Origin of the sequence: Phocaeicola faecium (genome assembly GCF_014837055.1) — a bacterium.
In the GTDB taxonomy this organism is placed as follows: Bacteria; Bacteroidota; Bacteroidia; order Bacteroidales; family Bacteroidaceae; genus Phocaeicola; species Phocaeicola gallinarum.
This window is the reverse complement of record NZ_JACSPQ010000017.1, coordinates 219,342-234,561: the sequence shown is the minus strand read 5'-3', so window position 1 is coordinate 234,561 and position 15,220 is coordinate 219,342. Positions and strand designations below refer to the sequence as shown.

9 protein-coding genes are annotated in these 15,220 nt (G+C 47.7%); 6 read left to right on the top strand and 3 right to left on the bottom strand.

Annotated features, from left to right (window positions below; genetic code table 11):
* Window positions 1-11 precede the first annotated feature (11 nt).
* The gene (locus H9626_RS12115) at window positions 12-2,030 is read left to right on the top strand and encodes a RagB/SusD family nutrient uptake outer membrane protein (protein ID WP_191710620.1); all 2,019 of its coding nucleotides are present in this window, start codon (window positions 12-14) and stop codon (window positions 2,028-2,030) included.
* Between the two features lie 328 nt (window positions 2,031-2,358).
* Here H9626_RS12115 and tamL read toward each other — a convergent pair whose 3' ends face one another.
* Both tamL and H9626_RS12105 read right to left on the bottom strand, forming a co-directional pair.
* Window positions 2,359-4,683, bottom strand: coding sequence for a translocation and assembly module lipoprotein TamL (tamL, locus tag H9626_RS12110; protein ID WP_191710619.1), 2,325 nt, complete (start codon window positions 4,681-4,683; stop codon window positions 2,359-2,361).
* Window positions 4,683-9,314, bottom strand: coding sequence for a translocation/assembly module TamB domain-containing protein (locus tag H9626_RS12105; RefSeq protein ID WP_191710618.1), 4,632 nt, complete (start codon window positions 9,312-9,314; stop codon window positions 4,683-4,685). Before H9626_RS12105 ends, tamL begins: the two co-directional genes overlap by 1 nt.
* 145 nt (window positions 9,315-9,459) lie before the next feature.
* Here H9626_RS12105 and H9626_RS12100 point away from each other — a divergent pair, with 145 nt between their 5' ends.
* Window positions 9,460-10,365 carry a glycosyltransferase family protein gene (locus tag H9626_RS12100; protein WP_178255821.1) on the top strand — a complete coding sequence of 302 codons (906 nt, stop codon included), beginning with the start codon at window positions 9,460-9,462 and terminating at the stop codon, window positions 10,363-10,365.
* 187 nt (window positions 10,366-10,552) lie between these two features.
* On the opposite strand, the gene H9626_RS12095 is transcribed toward H9626_RS12100, so the two are convergent.
* Window positions 10,553-11,026 carry a GNAT family N-acetyltransferase gene (locus tag H9626_RS12095; RefSeq protein WP_191710617.1) on the bottom strand — a complete coding sequence of 158 codons (474 nt, stop codon included), beginning with the start codon at window positions 11,024-11,026 and terminating at the stop codon, window positions 10,553-10,555.
* A gap of 135 nt (window positions 11,027-11,161) precedes the next feature.
* Here H9626_RS12095 and H9626_RS12090 point away from each other — a divergent pair, with 135 nt between their 5' ends.
* Genes H9626_RS12090 through menB form a run of 4 tightly spaced genes read left to right on the top strand, consistent with a single transcriptional unit; the run spans window position 11,162 to window position 15,211 of the window.
* Window positions 11,162-11,581 (top strand): PaaI family thioesterase, encoded by a 420-nt coding sequence (locus H9626_RS12090; RefSeq protein WP_225230985.1) that lies wholly within the window; start codon window positions 11,162-11,164, stop codon window positions 11,579-11,581.
* Window positions 11,578-12,699: an isochorismate synthase gene (locus tag H9626_RS12085; RefSeq protein WP_191710616.1), complete on the top strand. Its 1,122-nt coding sequence runs from the start codon at window positions 11,578-11,580 to the stop codon at window positions 12,697-12,699. The genes H9626_RS12090 and H9626_RS12085 overlap by 4 nt, the downstream gene beginning before the upstream one ends.
* Window positions 12,700-12,715: 16 nt before the next feature.
* Window positions 12,716-14,377 carry a 2-succinyl-5-enolpyruvyl-6-hydroxy-3-cyclohexene-1-carboxylic-acid synthase gene (gene menD, locus H9626_RS12080; protein WP_191710615.1) on the top strand — a complete coding sequence of 554 codons (1,662 nt, stop codon included), beginning with the start codon at window positions 12,716-12,718 and terminating at the stop codon, window positions 14,375-14,377.
* An 18-nt stretch (window positions 14,378-14,395) separates the two neighbouring features.
* Window positions 14,396-15,211, top strand: coding sequence for a 1,4-dihydroxy-2-naphthoyl-CoA synthase (gene menB, locus H9626_RS12075; protein ID WP_178255817.1), 816 nt, complete (start codon window positions 14,396-14,398; stop codon window positions 15,209-15,211).
* The last annotated feature ends 9 nt before the right edge of the window (window positions 15,212-15,220 follow it).

Below are 15,220 nucleotides of genomic sequence, written 5' to 3'. Positions count from 1 at the left end.
GGAATACGATTATGAAACTAAAATATATATCTATCGCTTTATTAGCGACCACGCTTGTTTCTTGTGAAGATTTCTTAGACAAGCAGCCGCCTTCTTATGTAATTCCCGAAGATTATTATCAGACGGAAGACCAACTTCAGGCTGTTTGTAACAAGTTTTATGCTGATGTTCTTCCTTCACACGGTTCTTGGAGCTACGGGACATTTGGTAATGACAATAATACGGATAACCAAACGGGGCTTTCTGCCGATGGAAAATATGCCACCGGTCAGTGGCTGGTAGGTTTGGATGATAGCGACAACTGGAGCTGGACCAATATCCGGAATATCAACTATTCTATCAACACGATACTCGGACATTATTATAACGGCGAAATATCCGGCTCAGAACAGAATATCCTTCAGTACATCGGAGAACTTTATTTCTTCCGCGCTTACAGCTATTTCACCATGCTCCAAAAGTGGGGCGACCTGCCGATTATCAAGGAGGCTTTGCCCGACGATAATGCCATCTTGGTGGCAGCCTCAACACGCAGTCCGCGTAACGAGGTGGCACGCTTCATCATCAACGATCTGGATAGCGCACGCATCTGCATGACCGACAACTTCGATACCCGTAAAAACCGCTTGTCGCCCGATGTTGCCACGCTTGTCAAATCACGTGTCGCCCTGTTCGAGGCTTCATGGTTGAAATACTTCAAAGGAACTCCGTTCGTCCCCAACGGCGAAGGATGGCCCGGCAAGGAGAAAGACTATAATGCCAATTATGAATATCCGTCGGGAAGTATTGATAACGAAATCGAATACTTCTATCAGATAGCATCGGAAAGTGCAGAGGAGGTTGCCGACAAATACATCGGAAGCCTTACGCAAAACACCGGAACAGTACCTCAATCGGAATCTGACCCTGACAATCCTTACTTCAGCATGTTCGGAAGCACAGACATGTCGGGCTTTGCCGATGTATTGCTGTGGCGAGAATACAGCAAGGGTCTGGGTGTTACAAATAACGTAGAAGTTGCCGTAACACGTGGTAACTATGCCATCGGCTTGACACGCAGCATGGTAGAAAGTTTCGTAATGGAAGACGGCAGACCGATTTATGCTTCGCACGACGGATTTGCGTATTCCGACCAAACCATCAGCGAGGTAAGACAACACGCCGACCCGCGCCTGAAGATATTCCTGAAAGAACCGGGACAAACCAACTTGTTCAAAAACATGGATGATACGTCGGGCGATCAGGGAGTTACTACCGAACCCGTACCGTCTATCCTGCGTGGTGACGGAGAATGGGGATACTCTACGGGATATGCGATTCGCAAGGGTGGAACATTCGACCGCGCTTTGACTGCTGGAAACGGTGGTTACGTAGGTTCTATTACTTTCCGCGCTACCGAAGCACTGCTCAACTATATGGAAGCTGAATACGAGCGTACACAGACATTATCCGACAAGATTCTGACTTACTGGAGAGCTATCCGTACGGCTGCCGGATTTACAGGAAATGCTGTCGACCCGCAGGTTACGATTGATGCTACCAACATGGCAAACGAACGCTTGGACTGGGGTTCTTACTCAGCCGGCGTACAACTGACCGACCCGATTCTTTACAATATCCGCCGCGAACGCCGTTGTGAACTGATGGCTGAAGGATTACGCTGGATGGACTTGACCCGCTGGCGCGCGCTCGACCAAATGAAGAACGAACCTTACCACGTAGAAGGTTTCCACCTGTGGAACACGCCAATGGAAAGCTGGAATTACGGAGGAACATTCGTTGATGACGGAAGCGTATCGGCAAACGTATCCAACCGCAGCCTGAGCGAATACCTTCGCCCGTATGAAAAGAACATGACGAACAACAACGTGTTCCGCAACGGATACGTATGGCATCTGGCTCACTACCTCCGCCCGTTACCCATCCGTCAGTTCTTGCTGACCGCTTCAGACAATGCATCGGTTGACTTGTCATCGTTGTATCAGAATCCTTACTGGCCTACTACGACTGATATGGCTGCCGAACAATAACACTTCACCTAAGAGCCTGTTTTACAGACAAGTGACAGGCTCAAAATTCTACCGCAAGTGTTGAGATACACATGCGGTAGAAACAAGTAACGCATCCGTATGTGTCAGCCGACACATGCGGATGCGTTTTTTCAGTTCTTTGAAAAGGAATTATTTCTTGCGGCGGGGAGTCCAAAATCGTGCAAACAATACGAGGTTTAACACAATAGAAATCAAGGCTGCCCAGCCCCACGGCATATATTGCTCGCTCAAAAACAATACACTGACCAACGTTAACGATCCAAGCAAATCTTCCGCCCAGCGATGTTCCGAAGGTAACGGTTCAACCTCAGAACGGATAACCGATGGCAAAGTGTATTCCCATACCGTCTTTAAACTTGGGAATATTATAATAACCGGACTTTTCCGTATCGTACGGAACGTGAAGGGCTATACCCCAGTCAAGACGAAGCACAAGGAAAGAAAGGTCGTAACGGATACCGATACCCGTACCCACTGCTATGCTGTCGAAAAAAGGGTTCAGCGTGAACTCTGCTCCCGGACGAGCCTCATCCTTACGCATCAGCCAAACGTTTCCGGCATCAAGAAAGACAGCCCCGTTCAGGTTACCGCCCAAGAAGTTCGACAGGATGCGGAAACGGTACTCCAAGTTTGCTTCCAACTTGATATCGCCCGTCTCATCGACATACGAATAGTTCGCATTCTCCGCCGGATGGAAACGTCCCGGACCAATGGAACGGATGGTGAACGCACGGATACTGTTGGCACCCCCTACGTAAAACTGTTCGCTATACGGAGCGATGGTTTTGTTTCCGTAAGCCCAAATCACACCTCCCATCACGCGGGCGGCAAGCTGATGATACTCGTTAAACTCATGCAGGTAACGTAGCTCGGAAGAATACTTCAGGAATTGGGCAAAAGGCGTTCCGAGGAACTTCTTGTCGCGCTCACTGAACTTCTTACCGAAAGCCGCGTAAATCAGCGAGGTAACATTTCCGGCAGAAGTCACAGAGTTCTCCCACCATATACGGTTCTTCTTTTTCCGGTAACTGTTATCGTAAGTAATGGTATAAGATACGGAAGGAATAAACTGGTCGTCGAGACTGTTGAACAACATCGGGTTCTGCGCAGCGATGGAATCGAAACGTGCCGTGCGATGCTGTAACTTGTTGAACGCCAAATGAAGCGGCGTAACGGTGTGTTTCACACTGCGCGACCGCTGAAAACTGTACGACACTTCTCCACCAAAAGAAAGCATCTTGAAATAACGCGCACGGTTTACTTGGTCGACATAAATCTTGAAGTTCGTTTCCGAAGGATACAAGAAAGGATTAACCCGATTACGTACCCACGGAAGGACAAGGCGAGGAAAGTTCAGCGACAATGCCGCCCCCAGTTCATACGAATTCATGACAGAGCTTTCGCCATCCACCGTAGAGCTGGTCTGCCACTCATACGAACCTTTCAATTCCAAATTCAATGAAGCTCCCATACGCCGGAAATTCTTGCGAGATAGCTTAAATATAGCTCCGGGTCCGGTTTGTTTGGTACTTTTGGTAGTGACATTAAACTCCAGCTCGCTGTCGTAAGGAAGGTCGAACACCGAATTTACCCGGATATCCAGCGTATCCGAGCCGTCGTGCCGAGGTGTGTATTGAAATTCATTGAACTTAAATATGCCCAAACGTGCCAAAGCCTCTTGCGTATAGTCTTGACGTGTCTGCGAATACAACTCGCCCTTACGGTAAAGAAAGCGTTTGCGCAATACGCCATACCGAATGCCCGGTTTCTTTCCGGCGTAATACACGGTAAAGTTACGCCGCTTCAACGAGTCGACAGGTTGCTCGCCGTTATGTCCGGTCAGGTAGACTGAAGTATGTCCGATATAATATGTACGCAAGGCTTCGGGCGGGACACTCTTTTTCGGAACTATCTTCAAATTAACATAGCCCGAACGAATCAAAGTATCGGCAAGGAAGGTGATAAAATCGGAACGGTAATAATAATATCCGTTGTCGCGGAAAAGAGCCACCAAGCGTTCGCGCTCTTCATTCAGCTTGGTAACATCAAAATGATCGTCCCGGCGAATGATACGCTCGTTGTAGGTAGCCCGTATCAAACTGTCGGCACGCGGTGAGAACCCTTCGTAAGCAATGGAATCCAACTTATAACCGCGCCCCATGTCGATATGATATTTCAGCCGTGCCTTACGCGGATTATCGGTACTGTCTACCTCGTAAGTCACCGTTCCGTTAAAGAATCCATAATCGTGGAGCAGGTTGCTCGCCACCTTTACGCGGGTATCGGGATTAACGGTTGAGATATAAACCGGCTCTGAGGCGAGCTTATTGAAAATCCATTTTCCGAGTCCCTTTTCGTAGCGTTGGAAACGGTTATAAACCCACAGCCCGACAGGGACATGCCAGCGCATACTGCCACTGCCAAACACGGCATTGTTAGGAGCCACGGTAATGGCAGCCTCAGCCTCTTCAAGCGCTTTCTTCCCCATAGTGCTTTCATCGAGGTTATCAACCGTCGTTTTACGCATACCGATGTAAAGCGTTTCGCCCTCGGCCAAATGCTTCGTAGTAGAGCATCCGGTAAGGAAAAGCATCCATACTCCGACAAACAACAAATATAATGTATGTTTCATCACTCTTCTTCTTTTTCGTCTTTTATACCTTCTTTATTATTTGTTACCGCACCCTCATCCGGCTGTTTTTTCTTTTTCTTGTTCCTGAAGATAAAGAGTTCGCTCAGCTTACTGATTTTTTTACGCAGTACGATACCCACTCCAGTTTCGGTTACTTCGCCGTCGAGTACGTTCTCATAATTCTTATCATGGAAAATCTTGATATAGCGCGTCCCGCTATTATCCAACCGGTATTCCAACGATATATTATCAATGAAAGATTCATCTTGCTGGGCGGCGTTGTTACCTGTTGATACCTTACCGCCGATAATCACACTGAAACGGTTATTCCAGAAACGTTTTGCAAACTGGAAGTTATAATCGGTCTGCGTATTGCCCCCTTGTTCTGTCTGTTCCATTCCGAAATTGACATCAATGGTTTTCAGTGCGCTGCCCGCTACCTTGTTAATCTGACTCTCAAGGAAAGAATTCAACATGCTGTTTGCCGACAAGCCCCCACCTCCGGTATTATTTCCTTCGGCGAGATACATCCCCGTAACCAACATGGTAACCGCCAATTTGTTACGTTCTTCGGCCGACATTCCTGCCAGCTCGTTTTGTACGGTTCCATCGTCGGGAGCTTCAAGAGTAAACATAAAGCCCAAGTTTTCAAGACGATTGGTAATACTTACACCCACATCGAAATTTACCGTCCGCGTATTTTGATCTTCCTGTGCAACCGAAGCCCGTACCCGCTCAGAAGCATGAATATTCAGATTCGGATTCATAATATTCCCCGTCCATTCTATATAGCTTCCGTTGCGGATATAAAACGTTTTCAGCGGAATAACCGGCATCTGATATTTCAGTTCGCCGCTCATCAGCGAATAACGGCCGTTCAGCAACATATTCCCTTCGGGCGTGTATTGGAACGATAAATCTCCTCCGCCTTCAAACATCATATAGTTCTTGCCGTTCTCATCCAAATCAACCCTACACTGTACGGCCTCATCAATATGAAGCGTCATCAGCATGTCAAGTCCGCCCAACGTCATAGTAGGTACGGTATGCCTGCCCAAGCCTGTCGTATCGCTGAAATTGACAAAAGTAACCGTTTCTCCCAAGCGGTCTTCCACGGTTAGCGGAGACTCCTGAAGGATATAAGTAAAGTCACTTGTACCTAAGATATTGGCATTTCCTCTCAAATTCAACGAGGTAACACTGCCTTTCAGCAAAGCATCAAAGTCAATGTATAACTTTCCGTATACTATCGATTCTTTGGTTCGTTTCGCATTCAGCACTTCAAAATTATGTGCATCCATCCGTAAATCGAGTTTCATGTCGGCAAAATCAGACATATCCACATCGCCATCGATAACAAACGGAGTCTTTCCACGAGTAAATATCTGAAACTTATCGAATGTAAGACGATTGTCGGCGATACGGACTGGACGATTATCAAACCTCAAGTTAAGTGATGCCTGCGGGACATACACATTCACACTATCCAGATTCATCTCACCGTTTATTAACGGCTTATTGGTCGCTCCGTCTACCGAAAGCGTACCGTCGATATCCCCCGAAAGGATAGCCATACGGTTCGGAATAAAAGCATTCGCCAGTTCGAGCGGGAAATGATGAAGCCCCATTTCTGCCGAGATATGCCCTTGTTCTTCTTCGACAGCCGACAGATAAGACCCGCTAAGGCTTATTACTTCGCTGTCGTTCAATGTTACAAAGCCATCAATACGGTGCTCACCCGTTTCTTTCGGCAGATAGACGGCACTCAGCGCCCAGTTGCCCAAAGGCTGCCGATTATATGCCAGCTTATTCACGCTCATATCGGCAGATACTTGCATCTGTTTCCCGGCTTCTACATAATGAACTTCCGCATTAATCACTCCGGCTATATCGGGCATGTATGGAATAATCCGGCGAAATTCAGCTATATCTATCCGGTTCAAAGCCAGAGTGAGGTCTTGCTGGGCAAGGGAGTCTGGCGTAGAATAAAATTGGATACCCGTATGCTGTTTATCGTAGATACCCAAATCGGCCTCAATACGTCCTTCATTTTTCAGATATATATAATTCTGCGGATTAACCTGAAACTGCCGGTAAACCAAAATCGGGTCATCGGGCGAAACATGCAGACTGATTCCATCTTTCTGTAACTTCGCCACGAATCCCATACGTGCGCCACACTCCTTCTTCCCGTTTAAATATTCGATAAGCATATTAGCCCCGTCTGCTTCTATTTCACCATTTAAAGAAACATCGAAAGCCTCCTGAAAAGGTTTGTTTCCTGCTATCACCCCACTGCGGAATGCGAGTTTCCCTACCTCTTGGGCTATATTAAAATAAATGGTATCAAGTTCCAAACTATCCGTACGCAGACTATACAGATACGCCTTTCCTTTTAATCCCTCTGCCGGAGATGTTTCAATCTTTGTAAATAAACGGTTAAAGTTTACGTTCTGCACTGCAAGCATATTTGCCAATGGATTGTCTTTTTTGGCAAAGATATAAAACGTCGCATTAGGCAGATTTTCTTTAAGCGCGTCCAAATCCACATATCCTTCTTTCCACTGTTTCGTCAAGCGTGTCGACAGCAGTTCAACATGGCGGGTCAGTTGTTCTATTCCTCCTTGCGCACGGAACAAGAAAGTCAAATCGCCCGCATTGGCATAGCTGCGAATAGAGTCGCGCGCCGTATTGATTCCCACATGCAAATCTTTGGTTTTAAAAGTTTTCTTCGGCGTAATAATCCGAATATCTTTTACCGAGAGCCGAGCCTTATGACTTGCTTTCATATCGGTAGTTACATGCAGGTTTATTTCTTCCGATGTCTTAAGAGGCGTAGCCGTCAGGCGCATCCCGTTTAAATCCAGATTGCGAACGCTAACATTCATATCCGCCTTTATCTGCTTGGGATGAAGGACAGCTTCCAACTGAGAAGAAATATCCATCAGGTTGTCTTTTACATCCAAGTCAACCGTGGCGTATGATTTTTTCAGCGATGCATTCAGTCGTACACCGGAGTAAACCGCAGACCCGTACTCCAAATGGCTCAATCCGCCTTCGGCATCCATTGAAGTCTTTGGAGAAAAGAAATCGAAACCCGCTCCCCAAGCCCGCAATGAAGCAGAAAGCAAGAACAAAGAATCTTCAGGCATGAAGTCATGCAAATTTAATTTGTCGACCGTCAAGTCGGCACGATAGGCTTCTTTCAGCAAATGGTAATCGGCTATCAGTGAAACTTTTCCTGAATCTTTCTGCAAATCAAGCTCTGCGTTGAGTTGATTTCCTTTCAGATTCATGTCGCCATTTATATTCATACCCGAAGGAAGCACTACTCCCCCGGTCAAAGGTTTCAAGAAATTCATATTCTGGAAAGCAGCCAGCAAATGTAAATTCCCCTGCCGGTTCACACTATCCAACAGATTGGTTACCACTCCGTCGGCCTCTATCCGAAAACTTTCGGGCAGAATGGCATTTACTTGCGTCAGCCTCAACTCTTTCAAATTTCCATCAACCCCCATCTGTATGCGGAGTGGAGCGGAAGGATACCGCCTCGTAAAATCTTCAGGCATACCGGAAACGAACTTCAGCAAATCAATTTTGCCGATTTCCGCCATCAACCGCCCCCTGAGATTACCGTCGGCTTCGGCACTCGTCAAGCTCCAGTCCGCCGAAGCCTCGAAAGCCAGATAAGAATCGGGAGTTTGAATACGAAGAGAAGGAACGTTGATAACTTTCTCGTCTGCCACCAATCGGCCCTCACCGGATGTCACCTCCAAGCCGGAACGCTCTTTCAGTTCAAACTCACGGATAAGCGCACGGATGTGATTCCCTTCATAATACACCGAATCGATTCCGATGTTAATATCTTTTATCTGTATATGAGAAGGGTCTAAACCGGCTTCAAGCACAGGCGACGTACCGGAGTTATAATCCGCTTCTCCCTCACGGATACTTAAACGATTTACCGCATACGCCTGCTTGCGGAGGTCTACCATACCGTCGCGCAGCGTGCCGTTTCCTATCTTCACCCGAAAGTCCATAGAGTCTAACGGCATTTGCATGGCAAACGAAACGTTATCGAGGTCAATATCTTCCAGCCGGATTTTCCAGAAAGCAGGCTCGCTGGCTGCCGTGTCAGCACTTTCGGTAGTATCTGCCATGCAGAGTGAAAAATACGCATCTTTTAACAAAAGATTATTCAGTACAGCCGTTTCGGGGGATAAATCCACTCCGTGCGAACGCAGGAAGAGTTCTCCTAACTCGCCTTTCAGTTGCATACCCTCTATCAGTCTCCCGGTATTAACCGATGCTCCCTTCAGCCCGACGCCGTCTATTTCAATCCGCTTTTGAATGAGCGGCAACAACTGGACTTTCACCGTAAGCCGGTCAACATTCAGGAGCGTGTCTTTTTTATCGACCACCTGCGCTTCGTGGACCACAAGATTCAAAGGAAAAGAAAGAGACAACCGACCGATATGAACATTCATGCCGCTTGCCTCCGAAACATACTGTGTAGCCGTCGTCACCAAATAACGCTGAATTGGGGGAATATACAGCAATACACATATAATTATAAATAACGCAAACGGAACAAGAACAATCCCGATGCTCCATTTAGCATATCTTCTCATACCTTAATCTCCAAGTTAGTTTTGTTGCAAAGGCGAAAATAGTAAAAATAACCGAAAGAGACATACATTTTGTTGATAAAGTCTGCGCTCGACTGCATAATTATTTCTATCTTTGCCTGTGTTACTAACTTTTTAATTCATACTTATGAAACCAACATTATTTGTACTGGCTGCCGGTATGGGAAGTCGTTACGGCGGCTTAAAGCAGCTCGATGGTCTGGGACCGAACGGAGAAACTATCATGGACTACTCCATATTCGATGCTATCCGCGGCGGATTCGGTAAAATTGTTTTTGTTATACGTAAAGATTTCGAAAAAGATTTCCGCGAAAAGATTATCAGCAAATATGAAAATCATATCCCGGTAGAAGTCGTTTTCCAAGACATTCATAACCTGCCCGAAGGCTTTACCTGCCCTGAGGGACGTGTAAAACCGTGGGGAACAAACCACGCCGTGCTGATGGGTAAAGATGTTATCAAAGAACCGTTTGCCGTAATCAATGCCGACGACTTTTATGGCCGCGACAGTTTTGCCGTACTCGGAAAATATTTGTCTGAACTGCCCGAAGGCTCAAAGAATGATTACTGCATGGTAGGTTTCCGTGTAGGAAACACGCTGTCGGAAAGCGGTGCGGTAGCACGTGGTATCTGCTCTACCAACGATGCCGGACATCTGACTACCGTAGTAGAACGGACGGAAATCATGCGCGTTAACGGACCGGTTTGCTATAAAGACGAAAACGGAGAATGGGTAGCGGTAGAAGACAATACGCCGGTATCTATGAATATGTGGGGATTTACACCCGACTATTTCAAGTATTCGGAAGATTATTTTGTCGACTTCCTGAAAACAAACATCAGCAACATCAAGGCAGAATTCTTTATTCCGCTGCTGGTTAACAAGTTGATTAACGACGGAACCGCTACGGTAAAAGTTCTGGATACAACTTCAAAATGGTTCGGCGTAACGTATGCTGCCGACCGCCAAAGCGTAGTCGACAAGATTCAAGCTCTGGTAGACGCCGGCGAATATCCTGCCAAATTGTTCTAACCAAGCATCAGACTTATAAGCCATGCGCCAAAACGATGAATACACACTTCGTTTTGGCGCATTTTTGTATCCGGAAGTCGTTTTTTCCTTTCGAATAGAAATTCTATTTCTACCCGACAAACCCCTTGACACATGCGGTTGCGTTACGGGTTACATACGGTTGCGTTTTTTACCGATATGCCTTCCATCATAACTTTTTATCCATCAGCCAGTTATCCATTTTCACCCCGTCTACGTCCACAGTCTGCCTACGAATGATGCCGAAACCGTTCTTCTCGAAAAACGGGCGGGCTGTATGGCTTGCTTCGGTATGCAGCTCGTCTGCTCCCTGCGCAATGGCGTATGTTTCCGCAGCCCGAAGCAGCATCGAGGCCACCCCTTTACGCTGGTAACAGGGGCGCACAAACATGCTGTACAGATAGCCTCCGGCATTTACCGAAGTAAATCCGGCATACTCCCCTGTTTCGCAGCATCGAGCGGCAATGAAATGCAAATCGCTGTTTTTCAACTTCTGCCATCGCTCTTCCGTGGCACGGTTCAGCCACGCCTGAAGTTGCCCGGAGGTGTAGTCACGGCAACACGTATGCGCTACCGAGTCTTGAAATATCATACAGATACACTCAATGGATATCTCTGTCGTTAAAAAATAATGTGCTGTCATATACACAAAGTTAGCTTTTTCTTTCGAGACCGATTCTCACACAAGAAATAAATTAACATAGTGTAATTTATCAAGAAGTAATCGGGCGTTTGAAACGGAATTTGTACTTTTGCATAGTAAATAATCTGAAAGAATATGCAAACAAGCAATGAAACGTCCTACGAACTCCCCGACTTGTCGCACTCGATGGGAGAACATTTAGGCATCGTTTTTCAAGAAATGAAAGATGGCTACGTAAAAGCCTCCATGCCGGTAGACGAACGCAGTTGTCAGCCTTTCGGCGTATTAAACGGAGGCGCTTCGTTGGCTTTGGCGGAAATCGTAGCAGGACACGGGTCTATCCCGCTCTGTGCGGCAAGCGAAATGCCGTGCGGCATACAGGTCAGCGCCAATCACTTCAGGATGGTTCCGGTGGGCGAAACCATCACTGCGACAGGAACACTCATCCACCGGGGAAGAACCTTGCATACTTGGAATATTGACATCATGAACCAAAACGGGCAGTTGGTTTCGACGGCTCGTGTGGTCAACAAAATCGTAAAGAAACATTCATGAACATACCTGAAACCAAATTACACCAACTGATAGACAGGCTGACGCAAAGCCACGTCTGTTTCGCCATCTACCGTTTGCCGTGGACAGACGAGCCGATTTTAATTCTTCAGAACGAAACCGAGGAAGTAGAAACTTTTGAAGATTTAAGCGAACTGAACGGAAAGACCGGATTTGTCCTTGCTCCTTTCCGTTACAGCCCGGAGCATCCGGGGGTTATCATCCGCCCCGACCACACGGCACGCGAGTGGGAACAAATAGAAGAGGTTCTTCAACACTTGAATACAGACAGCAGCCTCATCCGGTCAGCCGAAACCGCAGAGACCATACACACGGGCACTGCCCACGGAAAGAAAAATTATACCGAAGCGTTTAATCGTTTCATCGTTCCGTTACGCGAGGGGACGTTTAAAAAGTTGGTGCTTTCACGAAACGAAACGCTCGATTTGCCGGAAAACTTTTCACCGCTCCGGGCGTTCATCAATGCTTGTAACAGCTATCCGCGTATGATGATATCGCTTACCCACACTCCCATCACCGGAACGTGGATAGGCAGCACGCCGGAAATCATACTGAGCGGGCAGGATAACCAATGGCATACGGTATCGCTCGCCGGAACGATGCCGATGGAAGGCGAAGTGATGCCCGAAAACTGGAGTGACAAGAACCGCGAAGAGCAGGCTTTCGTAAGCGAATACCTGCGTAAAACGATAAAAAAATTCGGTTCGAAGCTCACCGAAAAAGGTCCGTACACCGCCCGTGCCGGACAGTTGGTTCACTTGAAAACCGACTTCCATTTCTGTTTGAAGAATACGGACAACTTGGGCGACATCCTGAGCGAACTTCATCCCACTCCTGCCGTATGTGGCTTGCCGAAACAGGCTGCCTACGAGTTCATTCCCGAAAACGAAGGCTATGACCGCAGTTACTATTCGGGAATCATCGGATGGCTCGACTCGCAGGGACACACCACGCTGTACGTCAACCTGCGCTGTATGTACATCCACAACGCACAGACCACACTCTATGCCGGAGGAGGCATACTCCCGTCGTCGACAGCCGATACGGAATGGGAAGAAACCCGCCACAAGATGAATACCATGAAGCAAATCATTCAATAATACCTTTCATACAGCTATGTATACCGACAAGAAAAGCATACTTCAACTTGCCGCCCTTCTGAAAGCTCACGGCGTACATAAAATAGTTCTCTGTCCCGGAAGCCGAAACATTCCGTTGGTACAAACGCTTGCCAACGTACCGGAATTTACGTGCTACCCGGTGACCGACGAACGGAGTGCGGGATTTTTTGCGTTGGGACTTGCCCTTCACGGAGGTACACCCGCCGCCGTCTGCTGCACGTCGGGAACGGCATTGCTGAATCTGCATCCGGCTGTTGCCGAAGCATTTTATCAACAAGTTCCGCTGATAGTTATCTCGGCAGACCGCCCCGGAGCATGGATCGGGCAAATGGACGGACAGACTTTGCCTCAACCGGGAGTATTCGGTTCGCTGGTAAAAAAATCGGTAAACCTTCCCGAAGTAACAACCGATGAGGATGAATGGTATTGTAACCGGCTTATCAATGAAGCGTTGCTGGAATTAAATCACCACGGAAAAGGACCGGTACATATCAATGTGCCCATAAGCGAACCGTTCTTCAAACTTCCAGTCAGCGAGTTGCCCGAAGCGCGTGTCATTACCCGCTATCAGGGACTCAACATCTACGACAAAGATTATCAACCGCTCATCGACCGACTGAACAAGTATCAGCGACGTATGATGGTGGTGGGGCAGATGAATCTGATATACCTGTTCGACAAGCGATACATCAAAATGCTTTACAAGCACTTCGCTTGGTTTACGGAAAACATCAGTAACCGCACCATTCCGGGAATCCCTATACGTAACATCGAACCGTTACTGTGCTCGATGGACTTTGAAGCGCAGCAGAAAATGCGTCCCGAACTGCTTATCACTTACGGCGGACACATTATCTCGAAGCGATTGAAAAAGTTCCTCCGCCGTCATCCGCCCGTAGAACACTGGCACATATCGGCTGACGGTGAGGTAGTAGACCTGTTCGGTTCACTCACCACGGTAATAGAGATAGACCCGTTTGAGTTTCTTGAAAAGATTGCTCCGATGATGAATACCCGCACGCCCGAATACCCGCGCCAATGGGAAACATTGTCGAAAGCTATTCCGCAGGCATCTTTCCCGTATTCAGAGATGAGTGCCATAGGCGAAGTAATGCGTCGGTTGCCTGCTCCTTGCGCTTTACATTTGGCAAACAGTTCGGCTGTACGTTATGCACAACTGTTCAACTTGCCTGAAGAAGTGGAAGTGTTATCCAACCGAGGCACGAACGGAATCGAAGGTTCGCTCTCTACCGCCGTGGGATATGCCGCTGCTTCAGAGAAACTGAACTTTATCTTCATCGGCGATTTAAGTTTCTTCTACGACATGAATGCGCTTTGGAATCCGAATTACGGGGCTAACCTGCGTATCCTGTTGCTGAACAACAGCGGAGGCGAGATATTCCACGCACTCCCCGGACTGGAACTGCACGAGAATGCCCGCCGCTTCGTTACGGCCACCCACCGGACGTCGGCTCGCGCTTGGGCGGAAGACTGCGGATTTGAATACCTTGCGGCACATAACGCTGACGAATTAACGACGGCTGCCGAACAGTTTACCCAGCCCTCGATTACCCAACGCCCGATGTTGCTTGAGGTATTTACCGACAAAGCTGCCGACGTAGAATTGCTCAAAGAATATTATCACAACCTAAAATAAACGAATTGAACTTTGATTATGAGAGAATGGAAAACCATTAAAGAATACGAAGATATTCTTTTCGATTTTTATAACGGGATAGCGAAAATAACCATCAACCGTCCGCGCTACCGCAATGCGTTCACTCCGAAAACCACTGCCGAAATCAGCGATGCGCTGTATTATTGCCGTGAGTGTCAAGACATCAATGTAGTGGTATTGACCGGAGCGGGCGACAAAGCCTTTTGTTCGGGAGGAGACATGCACGTAAAAGGCCACGGCGGATACGTGGGAACCGACGGTGTTCCGCGCCTGAATGTGTTAGACGTACAGAAGCAGATACGTTCGCTCCCGAAACCGGTTATCGCGATGGTAAACGGATATGCCATCGGAGGCGGTCACGTGCTTCACGTGGTCTGCGACCTGACGATTGCTTCCGAGAACGCCATCTTCGGACAAACGGGTCCGCGCGTGGGCAGTTTCGATGCCGGATTCGGGTCTTCTTACCTTGCCCGTATCGTGGGACAGAAAAAGGCACGCGAAATATGGTTTCTCTGCCGGCAGTATTCGGCGCAAGAGGCACTCGAAATGGGGCTTGTAAACAAGGTGGTTCCGTTCGACCGTCTGGAAGACGAGGTGGTAGAATGGGCAGAGACAATGATGCAACACAGTCCGCTTGCCTTACGCATGATTAAAGCCGGGCTGAATGCCGAACTCGACGGACAGGCAGGCATACAGGAATTGGCGGGAGATGCTACCATGCTTTACTACATGACCGAGGAGGCACAAGAGGGCGGACACGCTTTCCTTGAGAAACGGAAACCCGACTGGTCGAAATATCCGAAATTCCCTTAATGTTTGTCT